At 57.8% G+C, this 18,974-nt stretch carries 16 protein-coding genes; 11 read left to right on the forward strand and 5 right to left on the reverse strand.

Annotated elements, in window-relative coordinates:
• The first annotated feature begins 74 nt into the window (after positions 1–74).
• The 5 genes from glmU to pth (HBA49_RS08105) all read left to right on the forward strand — a co-directional run bounded on the left by glmU (position 75) and on the right by pth (HBA49_RS08105) (position 4,484).
• The gene (glmU, locus tag HBA49_RS08085; RefSeq protein ID WP_040432347.1) at positions 75–1,514 is read left to right on the forward strand and encodes a bifunctional UDP-N-acetylglucosamine diphosphorylase/glucosamine-1-phosphate N-acetyltransferase GlmU; all 1,440 of its coding nucleotides are present in this window, start codon (positions 75–77) and stop codon (positions 1,512–1,514) included.
• Between the two features lie 116 nt (positions 1,515–1,630).
• On the forward strand, positions 1,631–2,611 hold the full coding sequence (locus HBA49_RS08090; RefSeq protein ID WP_040432262.1) for a ribose-phosphate diphosphokinase: 981 nt from the start codon (positions 1,631–1,633) through the stop codon (positions 2,609–2,611).
• A 17-nt stretch (positions 2,612–2,628) separates the two neighbouring features.
• Positions 2,629–3,225, forward strand: a complete 597-nt coding sequence (locus HBA49_RS08095) for a DNA alkylation repair protein (RefSeq protein ID WP_005527018.1) — start codon at positions 2,629–2,631, stop codon at positions 3,223–3,225.
• Between the two features lie 122 nt (positions 3,226–3,347).
• Positions 3,348–3,962: a 50S ribosomal protein L25/general stress protein Ctc gene (locus tag HBA49_RS08100; RefSeq protein WP_005527464.1), complete on the forward strand. Its 615-nt coding sequence runs from the start codon at positions 3,348–3,350 to the stop codon at positions 3,960–3,962.
• Positions 3,963–4,484: an aminoacyl-tRNA hydrolase gene (pth, locus tag HBA49_RS08105; protein WP_005527356.1), complete on the forward strand. Its 522-nt coding sequence runs from the start codon at positions 3,963–3,965 to the stop codon at positions 4,482–4,484.
• Here the strand turns inward: pth (HBA49_RS08105) and HBA49_RS08110 are convergent.
• Positions 4,465–4,758: a hypothetical protein gene (locus tag HBA49_RS08110; protein WP_126298576.1), complete on the reverse strand. Its 294-nt coding sequence runs from the start codon at positions 4,756–4,758 to the stop codon at positions 4,465–4,467. The two genes, pth (HBA49_RS08105) and HBA49_RS08110, sit on opposite strands and share 20 nt — an antisense overlap.
• Positions 4,759–4,828: 70 nt before the next feature.
• Between HBA49_RS08110 and pth (HBA49_RS08115) the strand changes: the two genes are divergently transcribed.
• Both pth (HBA49_RS08115) and HBA49_RS08120 read left to right on the forward strand, forming a co-directional pair.
• Positions 4,829–5,413, forward strand: a complete 585-nt coding sequence (gene pth, locus HBA49_RS08115) for an aminoacyl-tRNA hydrolase (RefSeq protein WP_005527199.1) — start codon at positions 4,829–4,831, stop codon at positions 5,411–5,413.
• 10 nt (positions 5,414–5,423) lie between these two features.
• On the forward strand, positions 5,424–6,260 hold the full coding sequence (locus HBA49_RS08120) for an SDR family NAD(P)-dependent oxidoreductase (protein ID WP_040432267.1): 837 nt from the start codon (positions 5,424–5,426) through the stop codon (positions 6,258–6,260).
• Here the strand turns inward: HBA49_RS08120 and HBA49_RS08125 are convergent.
• Positions 6,257–8,329: a PAS domain-containing protein gene (locus HBA49_RS08125; RefSeq protein ID WP_005523638.1), complete on the reverse strand. Its 2,073-nt coding sequence runs from the start codon at positions 8,327–8,329 to the stop codon at positions 6,257–6,259. The genes HBA49_RS08120 and HBA49_RS08125 overlap by 4 nt on opposite strands.
• 479 nt (positions 8,330–8,808) lie before the next feature.
• On the opposite strand from HBA49_RS08125, the gene HBA49_RS08130 reads away from it, so the two are divergent.
• On the forward strand, positions 8,809–10,413 hold the full coding sequence (locus HBA49_RS08130; protein WP_040432270.1) for a peptide chain release factor 3: 1,605 nt from the start codon (positions 8,809–8,811) through the stop codon (positions 10,411–10,413).
• Here HBA49_RS08130 and HBA49_RS08135 read toward each other — a convergent pair.
• Together HBA49_RS08135 and HBA49_RS08140 are read right to left on the reverse strand one after the other, a co-directional pair.
• Positions 10,410–10,877, reverse strand: coding sequence for a hypothetical protein (locus tag HBA49_RS08135; RefSeq protein ID WP_112767238.1), 468 nt, complete (start codon positions 10,875–10,877; stop codon positions 10,410–10,412). The two genes, HBA49_RS08130 and HBA49_RS08135, sit on opposite strands and share 4 nt — an antisense overlap.
• Before the next feature lie 251 nt (positions 10,878–11,128).
• A complete protein-coding gene (locus HBA49_RS08140; protein WP_005523642.1) occupies positions 11,129–11,782 on the reverse strand; it encodes a hypothetical protein in 654 nt (217 codons plus the stop codon).
• Between the two features lie 203 nt (positions 11,783–11,985).
• On the opposite strand from HBA49_RS08140, the gene HBA49_RS08145 reads away from it, so the two are divergent.
• Together HBA49_RS08145 and HBA49_RS08150 are read left to right on the forward strand one after the other, a co-directional pair.
• Positions 11,986–13,464, forward strand: a complete 1,479-nt coding sequence (locus tag HBA49_RS08145) for a glyceraldehyde-3-phosphate dehydrogenase (protein ID WP_005527317.1) — start codon at positions 11,986–11,988, stop codon at positions 13,462–13,464.
• A gap of 149 nt (positions 13,465–13,613) precedes the next feature.
• Entirely contained in the window at positions 13,614–17,057 is a 3,444-nt protein-coding gene (locus tag HBA49_RS08150) for a proline dehydrogenase family protein (protein ID WP_005527028.1), read from the forward strand.
• Between the two features lie 65 nt (positions 17,058–17,122).
• On the opposite strand, the gene HBA49_RS08155 is transcribed toward HBA49_RS08150, so the two are convergent.
• Positions 17,123–18,154, reverse strand: a complete 1,032-nt coding sequence (locus HBA49_RS08155; protein WP_005527451.1) for a hypothetical protein — start codon at positions 18,152–18,154, stop codon at positions 17,123–17,125.
• A 169-nt stretch (positions 18,155–18,323) separates the two neighbouring features.
• Here HBA49_RS08155 and HBA49_RS08160 point away from each other — a divergent pair, with 169 nt between their 5' ends.
• On the forward strand, positions 18,324–18,938 hold the full coding sequence (locus HBA49_RS08160) for a TetR/AcrR family transcriptional regulator (protein ID WP_005527250.1): 615 nt from the start codon (positions 18,324–18,326) through the stop codon (positions 18,936–18,938).
• Positions 18,939–18,974: the final 36 nt, after the last annotated feature.

Here is an 18,974-nt window from a genome sequence, read left to right on the forward strand (position 1 = left end):
CCCCTGCCCTTAAACTTGGGGGAGCGTGTCTGTTGAGCGTGTTTGTTTTAGTCTATTTTTTCAAGGAGCACCCATTGAGTACACAACCGATTGCTGTTGTGGTGTTGGCCGCTGGGGCGGGAACTCGCATGAAATCTCATCTCCAGAAAACTCTGCATGTTATTGGGGGTCGCAGTTTATTATCGCACTCGTTGCATTCGGCGGCAGGAATTACCCCCCAGCAGATTGTGGCGGTCATTGGGCATCGTCGGGAGCAGGTGGGGCCGGCGGTGACTGAGGTTGCCAAGGAGCTGCCGGTGCCGGTGAGTACGGCCATTCAGGAGGAGCAGAACGGTACGGGTCATGCCATGCAGTGCGCCATGAATCAGTTGGCGGATTTTTCCGGCACGATTGTGGTGACGTATGCGGATGTGCCGCTCTTGCGGCCTGCTACTTTGCAGGGGCTTGTCGACGCCCACACGTCCGTGCCTACCGCGGTGACCGTGCTGACTTCGAATGTTGCCGACCCTACCGGCTATGGTCGGATTGTTCGCAACCGGGAGGGTGAGGTTGTGGCCATTGTGGAGCAGAAGGATGCGGATGAGAAAACGTTGGCGATCACCGAGGTGAATTCGGGCGTGTTTGCGTTTGACGCCGATGTGTTGCGTCAGGCATTGGGGCAGCTTGACGCTAATAATGCCCAGGGGGAGTTGTATTTGACGGATGTGTTGTCGATTGCTCGAAGCAGTGGGCATCCGGTGCGGGGGTTCCGAATTGCTGACGCCCAGGAGATTGCCGGGGTGAATGATCGAGTGCAGTTGGCGGAGGCCGCCCGGGAGTTGAATCATCGCACGGTGGAGGCCGCCATGGTGGATGGGGCGACGATCATTGATCCGGCCACCACGTGGATTGATGTGAATGTTCGGGTGGGTCAGGATGTGATTATTCACCCGAATACGCAGCTGCATGGTTCGACGGTGATTGCCGATAATGCGGTGATTGGCCCGGATACCACATTGACGAACATGGTTGTGGGGGAAGGCGCCCAGGTGGTGCGCACCCACGGGAGTGATTCGGAGATTGGGCCGCGGGCCACGGTGGGCCCGTTCACGTTTATCCGCCCGGGTACGGTGTTGGGTGAGCGGGGCAAGTTGGGTGGTTTCGTGGAGGCGAAGAACGCCCAGATTGGGGCCGGTTCAAAGGTGCCGCATTTGACCTATATTGGTGATGCCACGGTGGGTGAGGAATCCAACATTGGGGCGTCGAGCGTGTTTGTGAATTATGACGGGGTGAATAAACACCACACCACGGTGGGGTCACATGTGCGCACCGGCTCGGACACCATGTTTATTGCCCCCGTGACGGTTGGTGACGGGGCTTATTCCGGCGCGGGTACCGTGATTCGGGAGGATGTGCCGCCCGGGGCGTTGGCGATCTCTGGTGGGCGGCAGCGCAATATTGAGGGGTGGGTGCAGGCGAAACGTCCCGGTACGCCGGCCGCGTTGGCCGCGGAGGAGGCGTTAAAGAACCAATAGTTTTCCTCCATTTTGGGGTATTTTGGGGCGTGAATTATTGCCATGAATACCAATGGGTGGGGGTAATAGCAGTAGAATTTTTCTCGTACAGCCCGATCCCATCACGGAAGGTATATATGACTGACAGTAAGTGGAGCAACACTAAGAAGCATCTCATGTTGTTCTCTGGTCGCGCCCACCCTGAGCTTGGCAAAGCGGTTTCCCGGGAGCTTGGTGTCGAACTGGTACCAACGGTTGCCCGGGATTTTGCCAATGGTGAAATCTTTGTCCGATTCGAACAATCCGTCCGTGGTAGTGATGCTTTCGTCATCCAATCCCACACCCAGCCGCTGAATAAGTGGTTGATGGAGCAACTCATTATGATTGATGCGCTGAAGCGGGGTTCCGCAAAGCACATCACCGCTATTTTGCCGTTTTACCCGTATGCCCGGCAGGATAAGAAGCACCGGGGGCGGGAGCCGATTTCCGCCCGGTTGATTGCCGACCTGTTGAAGGCCGCCGGGGCGGATCGGATTGTGTCGGTGGATTTGCACACCGACCAAATCCAGGGCTTTTTTGATGGCCCGGTGGATCACATGCATGCCATGCCGATTCTGACGGATTATATTAAGGCCAATTATTCGCTGGAGAACATGGTGGTGGTTTCCCCCGATGCCGGCCGGGTGAAGGTGGCCGAGAAGTGGGCGAATATTTTGGGTGATTCCCCCTTGGCGTTTGTGCATAAGACCCGGTCGACCGAGGTCGCTAACCAGGTGGTGGCGAACCGCGTGGTGGGTGATGTTGCGGGGAAGACCGCGGTGTTGTTGGATGACATGATTGATACGGGCGGCACCATCGCGGGCGCGGTGGGTGTGCTGCGGGATGCTGGCGCCGAGGATGTGATTATTGCCTGCACGCATGGGGTGTTTTCCGGCCCGGCGCGGGAACGGTTGTCGCAGTGTGGGGCCAAGGAGGTCATCACGACGGACACGTTGCCGCAGGATACTGAGGGTTGGGATAATTTGACGGTGTTGTCGATTGCCCCGCTTTTGGCGAAGACCATTCATGAGATTTTCGAGAATGGTTCGGTCACTGATTTGTTTGAGGGGCAGGCATAATTACGCTGCGTTCCGAATTGGAGCGGTATGCCGATCCCGAGGTTGCCGCTGGTCAGAAAGCTTATATGCGGGGGAAGTTTGAGTTTTTGGGGGTGAAGACTCCTGACCGGCGGCGCGCGTCGAAAAGCTTTATTACCGCGCACGGCCCGCAGGTGGTACCGGATTTGTGGGCAGAGCCCGAGCGGGAATTCCAGTATGTGGGGGCTGACGTGTTGTGGGCAAAGGTGTCCCAGCTCAGTAGCACCGACGTGGAGTGGTTGGGCGGGTTTGTGCAGCAAAAATCGTGGTGGGATACCGTGGATGCGTTGGCGAAGACCATTGGGCAGGTTGCTACGGCGCAGCAGATGCTTGACTGGTCGGTGGCGGATAATCTGTGGTTGCGGCGGGTGGCGATTATTCACCAGTTGCGTCGAAAAGCGTCGACGGATGCGGACTTATTGGCGCGGATTATTGTCAATAATGTGGGCAGCACGGAGTTTTATATCAATAAGGCGATCGGGTGGGCACTCCGGGAATATAGCAAAACCGATGCTGATTGGGTGCGGGGGTTTGTTGCCACGCACGAGTTGTCGCGGCTGAGCCAGCGGGAGGCATTGAAGCGACTTGGTGGCTAATTTTTCCTTGTGGTAGCGTTAGACCGTCTCGGCGAGGGCCTTTGTGAGCCGTTATCGACGCGATCATATTCACCCTCCGTAGACATGTCTGAAATTTTCACGTTATGTAAAGGAGTTGTGATATGAGCGACGAAATCATTATTGCCGCCGAGCCGCGCGCCGAGTTTGGTAAGGGTTTTGCCCGCCGTCTGCGCGCCGCCGGTAAGGTTCCGGGTGTTATCTATTCGTCTTTCTTGGACACCCCCATTCACTTTGCGGCTTCCCGTATCGATATTCACGCGCTGCTGCGTAACCACGGCACCAACGCCGTGTTCGAACTGGATATCGAGGGCGATAAGCACTTGGTGATGGTCAAGCACGTGGATCAGAACGTTATCACCCTGAACGCCGACCACATTGACCTGCTCGCCATTAAGCGTGGCGAGAAAGTTGAGGTGGATGTGCCGGTGGTATTCGAAGGCGAGCCGACCCCGGGCACCATGCTGGTGCAGGATTCCGACACGGTGCTGGTTGAGGCCGACGTGCTGTCCATCCCCGAAGAGATCACCTTCAACATTGAGGGCCTGGACGTCGACTCCAAAGTGACCGCTGCTGACCTGGTGCTGCCGGCGAAGGTGACCCTGGTTGCCGACCCCGAGACCGTGCTGGCCACCATTAACCGTGAGGCCGTGGTGGAGGAAGAGCCGGCCGAGGAGGCTGCCGCCACCGACGAGGATTCCGAGTCCGAAGCCGAGTAATTGTTCCTCATTGTTGGCCTGGGTAATCCGGGCGCAAAATACGAACGCACCCGGCATAACAGTGGGGTTATGGCCCTCACTGAGTTGGCGGGTGCTGTCGCTTTTCGACGCCGGGGCTCGGCACTGGTAACCGAGTCGTGGTTAGCTGACCACCGGGTGGTGTTTGCGATCCCGCAGCGGTTCATGAATGTGTCCGGGGGTCCGGTCAAGGAGGTGGCGGGGTTTTTCAAGATTCCGCCCCAGCGCACCATTGTGCTTTTCGACGACCTTGAGTTGGAGTTCGGCACCATTCGGCTTCCGGTGTTGGGGGATCATGGCCATAATGGTCTGCGGTCGATAACAAAGGTGTTTGGCGCGGATTATGTTCGGGCCGGCCTGGGTATTGGCCGGCCGCCAGGCCGGATGCCAGTGGCGGATTTCGTGTTGAAGCCGTTCACCAAGGCTGAGCGGCCCCAATTGCCCATTATGTGGGCGGACATGGCCGACGAGGTCACCCGGTTTATCACCACATCCGGGACTTGAGCAGGGCGGCTTTGAGCGCTGCGTCGTCAAGCTGGAGGGCGTTTTGTTTGGCCAGCCGGTGCATGACGGTGGGGCATTTTTTACACCGAGGTTTGGAGCGGCAGCATTTGCGCTTCACCTTGGTAGTTTCGGCTAGTTGGCGGCGAAGTTTCGCCTCGCTGGTGGTGGGGGGTGTGGTACCGAGGGCGGTCATGACCGCTGCCTCTATGAGTTCGGCTGCCTGCGCTTTGGTGGATTTTCGGGCGGCATCGGCAAAAACAACATCCAGGCTCATGCAGAAAAACATAACACAGGCTTAGCTAAATCTTCGAAGTATCGCTTATTTACCCCCATGTGGTGGCACAATGATACAGGTGAGACTCTTCCGTAAATACGTCACCCCCAAACCGGCATCCTGGCTTGTTATTGGGCTTGGCAACCCGGGAAACCAGTACGTTGCCACGAGGCATAATGTGGGCTACCGGGTGGTTGATCGGCTCCTTAAGGACACTCCCCTACACCCGATAAAGGGTATCCCCGCGACCGCCGCGAACGTGGGCGACATGTTATTGGTGCGGTCCACCACCTACATGAACGACTCCGGGCGGGCCATCGCTCCCCTTGCCGACGCCTTCGCTATGGATCTCGACCACATTATCGTCATCCACGACGAGCTGGACTTGCCGCTCGGCACGGTGCGCATCAAACGGGGCGGCAATGAAAACGGTCATAACGGCCTGAAATCCGCCACAGCGGAGCTGGGCTCCCGGGACTACATTCGGGTTCGGGTGGGGATTTCCCGGCCACCACAGGGCACACCAGTGGTAGATTATGTGCTCTCGGCGCTACCGGAGGGGCCGGACACGGATGATGCTCTTGCCCGCGCCGCCCAGGCGGTAACGTTGATCACCACCAAGGGGGTCAGTGCAGCGCAGAATCAGATTCACTAAGCTCAAATCCATGAGAACAATCGTGATCACCGGTGCGTCGTCCGGGATTGGTGCGCAGGCCGCCCGCCATCTCGCCCACAGCCATCCCGAAGACCGACTCATCCTGATCGGCCGCAACCCAGACCGCACCAAACGAGTCGCCGCCGAGGTGGGCGCCGACTATTTTTTTGCCGACTATTCCCGCCTGGCAGATGTGCGTCGGCTGGCCGTGAAACTTCGTGACACCACCGACCGCATCGACGTGCTGGCCAATAATGCCGGCGGCCTCTTCAACGGCCCCAGCCTCACCCAGGATGGGTTCGAACTCACCTTCCAAACCAACCATTTGGCCCCCATGTTGCTCACCCATGAGCTGCTCCCCATGCTGCAACAGTCCCGGGCCACCGTTGTTGCCACCGCCTCCATGGCGAACCTCATGGCCCGCCCGGATCTCACCGATTTAAACGGCCTGCGGGAGTTCCACGCATTCCGCAACTATGCCAACAGTAAGCTCGCCAATATCCTGTTTACCCAGGAGTTATTCGCGCGATTCCCCGAACTGAACCCGGTAGCGTTCCATCCCGGTGTGGTGCACACCAATTTCAGCCTCGACACGAGGTCCCTGGCGAAATACCTGTATAAAATCCCACTCGCCCGGTTCTACACCATCGACGACACCGAGGGTGGTAAACACCTCACCTACTTCATCACCGGCACCCCCGGCATCATGTGGGAGCCCGGTCACTACTATGACGGGCCCAGCCGCACCCCGGGTCGCATCAATAAGCACGCCACCGCGCCCGGTTTCGCCGCCCGACACTTCGACCTGTCGAGCGACATGCTGGGCATCGACTGGCAGAAAAACTAGTGCGTATCCTGGTACTGCTTGGCCGCCAGGTCAATGTGCAGCACCAGGTCCCGTACTCGGGAAATGTCGTGGACGACACCACTGTCGAGCCGCTGCACTAGCGACGCCAGCTCGCTAATAGCCGTGGCGGCGCCATCGGCGGAATTGCTCACCGTGTGCACCAACTCTTCCGTAGCCGAGGTGAACGCCCGGGACCGGGTTTCCCGTGCCCAGTCCACAATCAGGGAATACGGCACCTCCATGATGGATTTCACCGACCGGATGCGGTTACTCACCCGGTTCTTCACCCGGTTGTACTCAAACGCCTGATCGTCGAGCTCCCGCAGCGTCTGCCGCAGGGCGGAACACAGATCCCGAATCGCCGGGGCCGAATGCGTTGACATCGGGGTGTCGATAAGCTCCGCCGCAAACATTGCCACCATCGTCGTGTGCAACCGCGCCAACGCCACATGGAACCGAGTCTTCGAACCCGCATTCGCCAGCTTGGGCAGCAGCTCCCGCAGCTCCTCCAGGTAGTCGTTGGCCAGGCTGTGCATGTTCATCCACACCCGCAGCGGGATGAGCAGCACCTCCCGCTCCGGACCGGTCACATCCAACGTGTTCATCCGGCCCGACACCGACACAGCCGCCTGGATTTCCTCATGCAGTCGCTGGTCGGTCATGGCCAGGGAGGAAATCAAATCCACGATCGTGTCCTGCTCCCGCATCCACGCATTCAACTCGTTATAGGTCGCATGCGTTGCCCGCAGAATATCGTCCAGCAACCCGGTAGCGTTCGGCCGCTGCGGCAACCCGGAGCTCCGGGCCTCCCGGGCCGCCACCTCATCGGGCAGCTGAGACCATTGCAAATGCTCATAGTCCTCGATACCTAACTGGTTGAGCAGTTCCGTCAAATGCTCCGCACCCTGGCTGGCCGCCGTCCGACGGTTATAGCCGCTGTCCTTGAGCTGCTTCTCGTAATCCGACAAGGTGGTGTAAATCCCCTGCGCTAAGGCCCAGTTTTCGTCTACCGACGGGGTGATCCGCACCGACAGGTAGCCGCCGTTCTCCAGCTTCGTCACCGTCGCATACACATCATAAAACCCACCGTCGGCGGTCGCGTTGCGCATATACCCGGCAAACGGAATCCCTTGCTCCAGGGCCGACCACATGGTGTGGAATAGTGCGCCCGGAATGTCCGGGTGGCGAATAATATTATGCGGCGCCCCAATGAGTTCGGCGCGGCTATAGTGCGACAAGTCGACGAACACATTATTGGCCTCTTGGATCACGCCACGGGCATCCGTGGTGGAGAAAAACACCTCGTCGGGCTGCACCTTCCGGCGCGGCGCCACCCACGGCATGCCGCTATCATCAATGTGGGCGTTTGTGGGTGGGGTGGGCTCGTAGTCAATAGTAACCGGGGCATCCACCGGCACCATCGCGGTATTTGCCATGGCCGGCACCTGCGGCTGCGCTGGCTGAGCTGCTGGTTGGGCCGCCCCCTTGCGAGCGGCAAGCTTCGCGGCGAGGAAATCCACCAACTCCGGGTCGGCGCTTTGCAGATCGGAGGCCAAAAGGTCACGGATGGCGGAAACTAGCTCATCGTTTTGTGCGGAGCTTTGGCTGGCAGAAGCGAAATAATCGTTCTCATAGTTGGCTTTTGACAATTTTTTCAACCCTGTAATCACGTGGGACGGTGGTTGAGCCACGTTAAAGTTGAAAACTGGCTCACCTTTGGCAAACACTTCAAAAAACTCACCATTGCCCAAAATGCCGTAGTCGGCGCCCAGGGCATGGATGGCACGAACAAGCTGATCGCGCCGCATGGAACTCAAGGAATGCTGGATGGATTCACACAGCACTAATATTCGAAAATCACTGCCATCAACGATGGCGAAGTCGACGGATTCCCCATTACCGACAGGATATTCCGGCCGAACCTCCCGGGGGTCAGAAACGTCGTAACCAAGAACATTATTGACAAAAGGCATGAGGAACGTGGTCTTAGTTGCCACTGTGGAGTCGATGAACGGTTTCAGTTCCCGAACTTTTTCAGCCTGTTTCGATAACGCTTGTTCGATCGCCATTTTGAAATCCTTCTGCTCTTTAGATCTTGTAATGGTACCTTTTATTTTCCTTAAAAGGTAGTACGGAAGGGTGAGACACGGTGGGACACAACCTTACAATGGAAAATCTAATTTAACACCCATGTTTATCTAAGAGTAGCTTATTACAGTCGGTGGTAGTCATGTCAATATTGGCCACCCCTACAACACACCCAGACCCGTGTTACGCTCCCGATGACTTGTAGCAAAACCCAAAAAATAATTATCACTAAAACTCAAAAATGCCGTGGAAGATTCCTCACCAAAAATACCCAAACATAAAACAATTATAGCCTAAAATTAGATTCTTTTAATATTTTTCTGGCGATTCTTGGATTTTTTACCTGGGATTATCCCGGGATAGCCCATGGGTTTCCATTAGCAAGCTATAAGGATAACCACATGAGCTAAGGTTTTATGGAATGTCAACTCCCACAGCGAAAGGAAATCAGAAAGCAATAATGTCCACACTCACCGAAGCGCATCGCCGCCGCACCTTCGCGGTCATCGCCCACCCCGACGCCGGCAAATCCACGCTCACGGAAGCACTAGCCCTACACGCCCACGTCATTTCCGAGGCCGGGGCGGTACACGGCAAGGCCGGCCGAAAGGCCACGGTATCCGACTGGATGGAAATGGAAAAAGACCGGGGTATTTCCATCGCATCATCGGCGCTGCAATTCGAATACGCACCCACCGGCCACACCGGGGAACCCTACACGATTAACTTGGTGGATACGCCAGGCCACGCCGACTTCTCCGAAGACACCTACCGGGTACTCACCGCGGTGGACGCCGCAGTCATGCTCATTGACGCCGCCAAAGGTTTGGAACCGCAAACCCTCAAACTCTTTCGGGTCTGCAAAGCCCGCGGACTACCAATCGTCACTGTGATTAATAAATGGGACCGCCCAGGACGCACACCATTAGAGCTGGTAGACGAGATCGTTTCCGAAATCGGGCTGCAACCTACCCCCCTCTACTGGCCGGTAGGGGCGGCAGGTGACTTCCGGGGGCTCGCCCGCATCACCGACGATGGTTCAGCAGAGGAATATATCCACTTCATGCGCACCGCCGGAGGCTCCACCATCGCCCCCGAAGAACACTACGACCCCACCGCGGCGGCGGACCGGGAAGGCGAAGCATGGGACACCGCGGCGGAAGAAGTCGAACTCCTTGCCGCCGACGGTGCCGTGCATGACCAAGAACTCTTCCTCAACTGCATCACCTCCCCGGTGATCTTCGCCTCGGCAATGCTGAACTTTGGGGTGCACCAAATCCTCGACGCCCTCTGCGAACTCGCACCCCAGCCGGCGGGTCGGGCCACGGTAGACGGCGCGTTTCGGGAGGTCGAATCGGATTTCTCCGGGGTGGTGTTCAAGGTGCAGGCAGGCATGGACAAAAACCACCGCGATTCCCTGGCGTTTATGCGCATCGTCTCCGGCGAATTCGACCGCGGTATGCAGGTCACACACGCCCAATCCGGCCGGAGCTTTTCGACGAAATACGCCCTGACGGTCTTCGGCCGCACCCGATCCACCGTGGAAACCGCCTACCCGGGCGATATTGTGGGCCTCGTCAATGCCGGATCCTTAGCGCCGGGGGACACGATCTACACCGGGAAAAAGATCCAATTCCCCCCAATGCCCCAATTCGCCCCCGAACATTTCCGCACGCTTCGGGCCAAGAGCCTGGGCAAATATAAGCAGTTCCGCAAGGCCCTCGATCAATTGGCTGCCGAGGGAGTGGTGCAAATCCTGCGGAACGACGCCCGGGGCGACGCCGCACCGGTAATGGCGGCGGTGGGGCCAATGCAGTTCGAAGTGATGATGGCCCGCATGGAAAACGAATACAACGTGGAAACCGTGGCCGAACCTATCCCCTATTCGGTGGCCCGCCGCACCACGTCACAAAGCGCCCCGGAATTAGCGAAACAGCGAGGCGTGGAAATCTTTACTCGCGCAACGGATGGCGAACTCATCGCACTGTTTGGCGATAAGTGGAAATTGGCGTTTATCGAACGAGAGCACCCGGAATTCGAGCTCTTCCCCATGGTGGCTGATTAATTCAGGAAGTATTCCACCAAAAAAATCGTGCTGTGCTTCGTGGCGGTGGCCACCCCGAAGGGGCGACCATCGGGGGAATAGTTGGCAGTTCCCCCCAACCATTTGATGTGTTCCTCCGCGCCGGCAAGGTCAAACCGGTAGATATTTCCGGTGCCCTCATCCAAGTGGTTATTACCTTTACCCGAACCCCCATAGAATTCCACCTTGCCGTCGGCGGCCTGATCCGCCCACTCGCGGGCGATCTTGGTGGCTTTGGGATCTAAGTGGTGGCCGGATTGGGTCAGATGCTTTTCGGTTGCCTGTTTGAGCCTGCCCCGAATATCGGCATTATGGGTGGATTGGAAACGCTCCGGCACTAAAACACCATAACGGTTCGCCAGTGACACCACCTCGTTAGGCAGGACAAATTGCGCGGATGGCCTCGCTTGATCGGCGAAAGCAGTGCTGGCTTCCGTCAACATCATAAGAGGTATCGAAATTGCAGCTACGGCTAGGAAACGGCGTTTCATGAATCTAACTTTGTCACACATAACGCTATCGTCACCAATCTGAAAAACAAAATTTATAAGATTGTTATATTACGAGGTAGGAATAACAAAATCGCTACCCCATTGGGGTATTCGGGGGTAGCGATATAGCTATTTTTAATGTGAATTTGGCAACACTTTCTAATAGGGCCGCTAAAACCACTGGTCACAACGTCGTAAAGCGATTTTTACACATGCATAATTCCTATCACAATAAGGACCACGGCGACAAGATAGCCACCGACCGCATTTGCCTGTTCCTTATGCGCCCGCAGCCAAGCAAAAAACCGGCCCGCCAGACTCTCTGGATATAACCGGACAGCGCCCACCAAGAGCGCGCTCAACACCGGCAACGAGAGCGCCAGGCTTGCATACGCCACCATGCCCACGTACCGAATCATGACGGAAAACCCGCCGGCGCTCAACACCGCAATGCCCGCATAAAACGGCACCGACGTCGCCGACTGCACCACTCCCAACACCAACCCGGTGGCAAACGTCTTGAACGAAGGATATTGCAGCGACGGCAAAATCTTCGCCATCATTTTCGATGTGTCCCCACCGCGCCACGTCAGGATCGCACTCAATACGCCCACCGCAATCAAAATAATGCCGAATATCGACGATTCCACCAGCCGCTTAATCGGAGCGCCAATGCCGTCAAACACCAGCATGCACACCAGCGCGTAAAGAAAAACCCCCAACCAGTCGCCAGCGATCAAGAGGGTAGCAATGCGGTTATAACGCGACCTGGGCGGCAGAAGCACGCCGATAACCACCAACACCCCAATGAGTAACACATTGATGGCATCGGTCAATGCGTATGTAACAGCAAGCAGCATGCGGGCCACAAATCCTTCTACTTCGGAATCAAACACATCTAGTCTAAACCTCGATTGTAAGCCCCCCTGAAATAGGGTAAACTTTCCTTAATTTCCAACATAGATAGCCTTGACTGAATTAGTATCTTGGGGGTGTGGATCGCCCCAAAAAGTCGCCTCACACCCTATCTGCCCGTACTTTTGCTCTAAGGACACACCCAGCCATGGCTCCAGATTGGAATACTAAACTCACCTCCGCGCAGGAAATGCTCCCCCTGCTCTACAACCTGCATCACAATAACAACATCATTACCTCGATCTTTGGCCGGATCCTCATGGGTGTCACCGATATCGACATCGTCAAAGCCCACCGCTATAGTCGACTCGCCACTGACACCGAGCTCACCCCCGCACAGACCCTCCCCATCGTCCAGGCACTGGCCACCCTCAACCCCACCTCCGCATCCATCGACATCGGCACCCTGGCGGTCCGCTACGCGGAACATCACAGCGACAACCATGGCGAGCCCGAGGATCTTGTGGCATTCCTCCGCACCGAACTCGCGGAGGTTCTCCCCGCCGATGACGCAGGCGACCACGAAAACCCGGTATCGGCCACCCCACCCCGGGACATTGTGCTCTACGGTTTCGGCCGCATCGGTAGGCTTTTGGCCCGCATTCTCATTTCCCGCGAGGCCGCCTTCGGTTCGGTCAAGCTGCGGGCCGTTGTGGTGCGGAAAAACGGCGACAACGACCTGCAAAAGCGCGCCTCATTGCTGCGCCGGGACTCCGTGCACGGCGCCTTTAACGGCACTATCACCGTCGATGAGGAACACAACGTCATTTGGGCCAACGGCACCAAAATCCAAATCATTTACTCCAACGACCCGGCCAGCGTCGACTACACCAACTATGGCATCACCGACGCCATCGTGGTCGACAACACCGGTCGGTGGCGGGACGAGGCCGGGTTGCAGCAGCATCTCAAGGCCACGGGGTGTTCCCGTGTCGTGCTCACCGCGCCCGGCAAGGGTGACCTCAAAAACGTGGTCTATGGCATCAATCACACCGACATCACCCCTGACGATGCCATTGTCACCGCCGCATCCTGCACCACCAATGCCATCACCCCAGTGCTCAAAGTTATCAATGACCACTATGGCATCCAGGGTGGACACGTGGAAACTGTGCATTCGTTCACCAATGACCAGAACTTGATTGATAATTTCCATCGGGGCTCCCGCCGGGGTCGCGCCGCCGGTTTAAACATGGTGCTCACCGAAACCGGGGCTGCTAAGGCGGTCGCCAAGGCCCTGCCGGAGCTCGCCGGAAAGCTCACCGGCAACGCCATTCGGGTGCCCACGCCCGACGTGTCCATGGCGGTCCTGAACCTCACGCTCGACAAGGAAGTCACCCGCGAGGAGGTCAACGATCTCATGGATCGGGTGGCCCTGTATTCGGATCTCCGGCAACAAATTGCCTATATTCATTCGCCGGAGGTTGTCTCTACCGACTTCGTGGGCACCACGCACGCTGGGATTATCGACGGTTTGGCCACCATCGCCAATGGCAACCATCTCGTGCTCTATGTGTGGTACGACAATGAATTCGGCTATTCCAATCAGGTCATCCGAATCGTAGAGGAATTGGCGCAAGCCCGCCCCTTGGTCCTGCCCCGACGCATCAATCAAGCGGAACTTTAACGAACTTCGACTGACCCCTTTCGGCGACAGTCGATTCCCTCTTATAATCCTTAATTGTTGTGGTTTTACTGCCCCCTAAACGGGGCAGTCCCGCCCCCACAGCCTTCCCCACAAGTAAATATTCCCATTCCTTATTAATTGGAGTTTTCATGACCGACGCATACACCCCGTTGCCTAATTCCTCCGACCTAGACAAAGCCGCCGAAGCCGCCGTCATTCGGGCCAAGGAATGGTTGGCTTTGACCAACAATGCCGCATCCAAGAAGGAAGCCGCATCCACGGAACAGCTGGCCGCCCTGGTGCGCGACGACGATGGTATCCGATTCACCATGGGTTTCGTGGACCGAGTCGCCCGGCCCACCGATAATAAGGTGGCAGCCCACGAGCTCTCCAGCTTGGCGAATCCATTCAAAACCGCCATTCCCAGCTTTATTGGCGCCGTGGACAAGGGCTTGGTGAGCGTGGGCGCCGTCGCCGCCCCCATCTTCCCCTCGCTCGTCATGCCCTTGGCCCGGAAGCGACTTCGCCAAATGGTGAGCCACCTGGTGCTTGACGCCGAGGGTAAGGCGCTCAACGCGAAACTTACCGAGGCCAAGGAGCAGGGCTATCAGCTCAACCTCAACCTGCTTGGTGAAGCCGTCTTGGGCGAGGCCGAGGCAAAGTCCCGCCTGGAGCGCACCCGGCAAATGCTGCAAAACCCGCTGGTCACCTACGCCTCCATCAAGGCATCTTCCGTGTGCGCCCAGCTGAACCCGTGGGATATTCAGGGCAATATTGAACGCCTGAAGGACAGGCTGCGACCCTTGTACCGGGAGGCGATGAAACGCAGCCCCCACGCCTTCATCAACATGGACATGGAGGAATATAAGGATCTGCGGCTGACCATCGACCTGTTCAAGGACCTGCTCAGCGAGGACGAATTCATGCCGTTAGAGGCCGGCATTGTGTTGCAGGCCTACCTGCCGGACACGTTCGACGCCCTGGTGGAATTGGCCGAGTTCGCCAAGGAACGCCGCGCCAAGGGCGGTGCGAAGATTAAGATTCGCCTGGTAAAGGGCGCTAACCTGTCCATGGAGCGGGTTGAGGCACAGCTGCATGATTGGGCCCAGGCCCCGTATTTGAGCAAGGAGGATGTGGACGCCAACTACTACCGGTTGATGGACTACATTTTCCAACCGGAGCACGCCGACAATGTGCGCATCGGCATCGCATCGCACAACCTGTTCACGGTGGCCTTGGCAACCAAGCTCGTGGAGCTGCGTGGGGTGCAGCACCAATTGGATGTGGAGATGCTGCAGGGCATGGCGCCCGCCCAGGCCCGGGCCGTGCACGAAGTAGTGGGCGGCCTGATTTTGTACACCCCGGTGGTACACGCCGAAGACTTCGATGTGGCCGTCTCCTACCTGGTGCGTCGCCTGGAGGAAAACGGGGAAAAGCATAACTTCCTCCATGCCCTCTTCGCCCACGATCCCCAGCCCATGGAGGATCAGGAGCAGCACTTCCTGAATGCGGTGCGGGATCGGTGGGATACGTTTGCCGGCCCCCGGCGCACCCAGGATCGCATCACGGACAAGGGGTTGCAGTCCGGCACGGTGCCGGGGCATTTCTTGGGCGAGCCGGACACCGACCCGTCGCTGCCGCAGAACCGTGATTGGGCGCTTGCGCTGCTTAAGAAGGATCCGGGCAAGGTGGAGTCGCCGAAGGTGACCGATCCAGCACAGATTGACAAGGTGGTGGCCACCGCCCAGAAGCAGAGCGCCGCTTGGGCGAAGTTGAGCGGCAAGGAGCGCGCCGAGGTGCTGACCAGCATTGCCACGGAGCTAGCTAATGCTCGGGGCGATCTGATTAATGTGATGACACACGAGTCCGGCAAGACCGTGGGCGAGTCCGATCCGGAAATTTCCGAGGCCATCGACTTCGCCATGTATTATGCCGAGTCGGCCCGGCAGTTGGATGTGGCCCGGTCGAAGTTCACGCCGTTTAAGGTGGTGTTGGTGACCCCGCCGTGGAACTTCCCGGTGGCCATTCCCATGGGTGGCGTGTTTGCAGCATTGGCCGCCGGTGCCGCCGTGATTATCAAGCCGGCGCCGCAGGTGGTGCGGTGCGCCGAGGTGGCAATCAAGGCCGTGCACAAGGCGCTCAAGGGTGCGGGCGTGGATCCCGCATTGGTGCAGTTGGTCAATGCCGACGAGGCGGAGGCAGGCAAGCACCTGGTGTCGCACAAGGATGTGGATTCGGTGATTTTGACCGGCGCCTCCGATACGGCCCGGCTGTTCCGTTCCTGGAAGCCGAAGATGGTGCTCAATGCGGAAACGTCCGGGAAGAATGCGATCATTGTGACGCCTTCGGCGGACCCGGATTTGGCGGTGGCCGATGTGTATAAGTCCGCGTTCGGCCATGCGGGTCAGAAGTGTTCCGCGGCCTCCCTGGTGATCCTGGTTGGTTCGGTGGGTAAGTCCGAGCGGTTTATCAACCAGCTTGTCGACGCCACCCGATCGTTGAAGGTCGGCAAGGGCACGGAGATCGACACCACCATGAACGGCATCATTGAGGCCCCCGGTGAGAAGCTGATGCGGGGCTTGACCCAATTGGAGCCGGGTGAGCAGTGGCTGGTCAAGCCGGAAAAGCTCAACGAGGAGGGCACACTGTGGTCGCCGGGTATCCGAGACAATGTCAAGCCCGGTTCCTGGTATCACACCCATGAGTGCTTCGGCCCGGTGCTAGGCATCATGCGGGCCGACACCTTGGAGGAGGCCATCAAGCTGCAGAACTCCACCGGCTTTGGCCTGACCGGCGGTATTCATTCCCTGGATCAGGACGAGATTGATTATTGGCGCGAAAACGTTGAGGTGGGCAATGCCTACGTCAACCGGGGTATCACCGGCGCCATTGTGGAACGGCAGTCGTTCGGCGGGTGGAAGGATTCGGCCATCGGTTCCGGCGCTAAGGCCGGCGGGCCGAACTATGTGGCACAGCAGGGCGTGTGGGCCGATGGTGACCTGTCGCAGGTGCCGAGCGTAAGCCTGGACCCGGCCATTAACCGGGCGCTGCGTGACATTCTCAGCACTGTCGAACTTAGTGACGAGGACCGCGAGTGGTTGCAGAAGGCTGCTCATTTGGATGCCCTGGCCTGGCGGGAAGAATTCAATGTTGAGCACGACCGTACCGCACTCCTGTGCGAAACGAACGTGTTCCGGTATCGTCCGCTGTTGCAGCCCCTCCAGGTGCGCATCGGGGCCGACTTTAAGCTGCGGGATGTGCTCCGGCTTCAGTTGGCCGCCCTCATCACCGAATCCCCGGTGCGGTTCAGCGCCAACCAGGATACCGCCGTGGCCCTGGCCAAGGCCGGTATCAAGGTGGATGTGGTTTCCGACGCTGATTTCGCCGCGGAGATTCGGAAGGATTCCGGCGTGCGGATCCGCACCGTGGGGAAGGTTTCCGATGACCTCTACCCCGCCGCCGCGGAGTCTTCCTCCGTGGTGTTGGATCAGCCAGTCTTGGCCGATGGTCGCCGGGAACTGTTGCCGTTCCTGCTGGAGCAAGCAGTGGCCACCACCCAGCACCGGTTCGGTGTGATTGGTAAGAAGATCTAAGCCTCAAAAAGCCTGATCGTTTTCAGCCGTGCCCAGGCAGCAATCGCCGGGGCACGGTTTTGGTTTTAGGCGGCGGGGATGATAACGGCAACGATCACGCCGAGCACTACCAGCATGAAGGCTTGGGACTGCCATCTGGCCCAGTTGAAATCTAGCCCCACCCCGAACCGATCGTTGACCAGCACCCGCATGTCGGTGGGGTTATAGTAGAACATTCCCAGGATGTAGAACTTTTTGTCATCGTCGTCAAGCTGGTCGGGGAAGAGTTCCCGAGCGGCATGCTCGTATCTTCCGGTTTGGAGTATCACGTAGCACAGGCCGCCCACGAACATGATGACGCAGGCGACCAGGGAACTAATGCTCACCGGTTTTTCGTAATCATGCAGAGTAGGCAGGAGGTAAGCGACCTGGTTGTAGGCGAAGCTTAGGGTGATGAGGCATTGCAACCAGGAGAGCGCATGAATGGCGGTGGCGAGGGTGGCCACGTGGGAGGTGCGGAAAGCCTTGCCCCTGGTGAAGGAGGGCAGCCGAATAAACAGGCAGATCAGTAAAAACACCAGGCTGAGGGCCAGGCCCAGGAAGGTGAGGAAGTAGACGGATCCGCCGTTTCGGGGCGCCCACGTGTCGGTCTTGAACCCGGGATCAAAGTGAATTGGGATCTGCACCGGCATGCTATCCCAGCTGGTATCCAGGTAGATTGCGGCCAGGAGCAGCGCCAGCCAGCCGCCGGTGTAGAGGTAGAGCGGGAGGGTGAGGACGGGAAGCATGAACGAGTGGCCGGCCTCACGCACTTTAGTTTCTTCGTCGTCAAGCCACCCGTTGGCGAGTTTCCGGTGACGCACGCTGCGGCGGGCCACGAACCAGTTCACCGCATGCAGGGCAATAAATATGATGGGGGTGGCCAGCTTGCCGGGGAACGGAATGAGGGTCACGCACACAGCGGCGATGACAGCAATGATGACACCTGCCGCACGGTATCGAAGTTTAATGTCGACAATTTGTGCGATATGCTCGTGGTCGAGTCGGAGCCCAAACGATGATGGCAACAAGAGAATGGGTGGTAGACAAAGGATGATGGTGATCAGAATCGAAATCATGCTTCCCTTTCCACAATTTTCTTATACATGCCCTTATTTCCCGAACCTTATGTTACTCCACCCCATTAGTGGGTAGACGCCCCCGGTGTTTTTTCCAATATTTTTCTTTCATCATAGAGAAGTAACACCCGCGATTATGGGCACGACAAGCAGGTAGGAGGTCATTATTGTGGGCGAAGTTCGGCAAGCAAAAAAGGCCGCAACCCGGCGCGCCTTGGCCCGGGCGACCGCCGCACTGGCCCGTGATCGGGGTGCGGATGTCGTGAGTATTGCGGAGATTACCACCGCGGTGGGGGTGTCGCAGCGTACCTTCCATAACTATTTCGATTCGAAAGAAGATGCGATTATGGAGTTTGCGGTGTTTTGTGTGGATAATCTCATTGATACTATGGAGATGTTGCCGCCGGGGGCGAACACTAGTGTGATTGCCGCGGTGGAGCAGGCAGTGATTATGCACCTGGATGTGCCGGATGCAGAGCTGGAGTCGTTTTATTCGTTTCGGCTGTTGCGGCAGCAGTTTGATACCCGCAGCCATGAGAAATATAACGAATTGCGGGAGGATTTGAAGGTGCGGGTGCTAGCGAGGGTTCGGGCCTTATATCCTGAGCTTAGTGACTGGGCCGTTCAGGTTCAGTTAGCATGTGCCGCTACAGCGGCTAAACTAGCCCTTGACCGTTATTACTCTTATTGTCACACCGCGGCGGATGATGCGGATAGTAAGAGTGCAGGTAACGGGGATGCCATCTTACTCGTGCATGAGGCGTTCGCCCAGTTGAAGCGCTAAATTATGTCCAGATCAAGAAAGGTTATGGTGGTACCA

It is taken from the genome of Corynebacterium matruchotii (assembly GCF_011612265.2).
GTDB classification, from domain to species: Bacteria; Actinomycetota; Actinomycetes; order Mycobacteriales; family Mycobacteriaceae; genus Corynebacterium; species Corynebacterium matruchotii.

What these genes read in the sequence shown, in the direction of transcription:
- HBA49_RS08090 (WP_040432262.1), top strand. Translation starts at nt 1,631, where the DNA reads ATGACTGACAGTAAGTGGAGCAACACTAAGAAGCATCTCATGTTGTTC.
- HBA49_RS08100 (WP_005527464.1), top strand. Translation starts at nt 3,348, where the DNA reads ATGAGCGACGAAATCATTATTGCCGCCGAGCCGCGCGCCGAGTTTGGT.
- HBA49_RS08110 (WP_126298576.1), bottom strand. Translation starts at nt 4,758, where the DNA reads ATGAGCCTGGATGTTGTTTTTGCCGATGCCGCCCGAAAATCCACCAAA.
- pth (WP_005527199.1), top strand. Translation starts at nt 4,829, where the DNA reads ATGATACAGGTGAGACTCTTCCGTAAATACGTCACCCCCAAACCGGCA.
- HBA49_RS08120 (WP_040432267.1), top strand. Translation starts at nt 5,424, where the DNA reads ATGAGAACAATCGTGATCACCGGTGCGTCGTCCGGGATTGGTGCGCAG.
- HBA49_RS08125 (WP_005523638.1), bottom strand. Translation starts at nt 8,329, where the DNA reads ATGGCGATCGAACAAGCGTTATCGAAACAGGCTGAAAAAGTTCGGGAA.
- HBA49_RS08130 (WP_040432270.1), top strand. Translation starts at nt 8,809, where the DNA reads ATGTCCACACTCACCGAAGCGCATCGCCGCCGCACCTTCGCGGTCATC.
- HBA49_RS08135 (WP_112767238.1), bottom strand. Translation starts at nt 10,877, where the DNA reads ATGATGTTGACGGAAGCCAGCACTGCTTTCGCCGATCAAGCGAGGCCA.
- HBA49_RS08140 (WP_005523642.1), bottom strand. Translation starts at nt 11,782, where the DNA reads ATGCTGCTTGCTGTTACATACGCATTGACCGATGCCATCAATGTGTTA.
- HBA49_RS08145 (WP_005527317.1), top strand. Translation starts at nt 11,986, where the DNA reads ATGGCTCCAGATTGGAATACTAAACTCACCTCCGCGCAGGAAATGCTC.
- HBA49_RS08150 (WP_005527028.1), top strand. Translation starts at nt 13,614, where the DNA reads ATGACCGACGCATACACCCCGTTGCCTAATTCCTCCGACCTAGACAAA.
- HBA49_RS08155 (WP_005527451.1), bottom strand. Translation starts at nt 18,154, where the DNA reads ATGATTTCGATTCTGATCACCATCATCCTTTGTCTACCACCCATTCTC.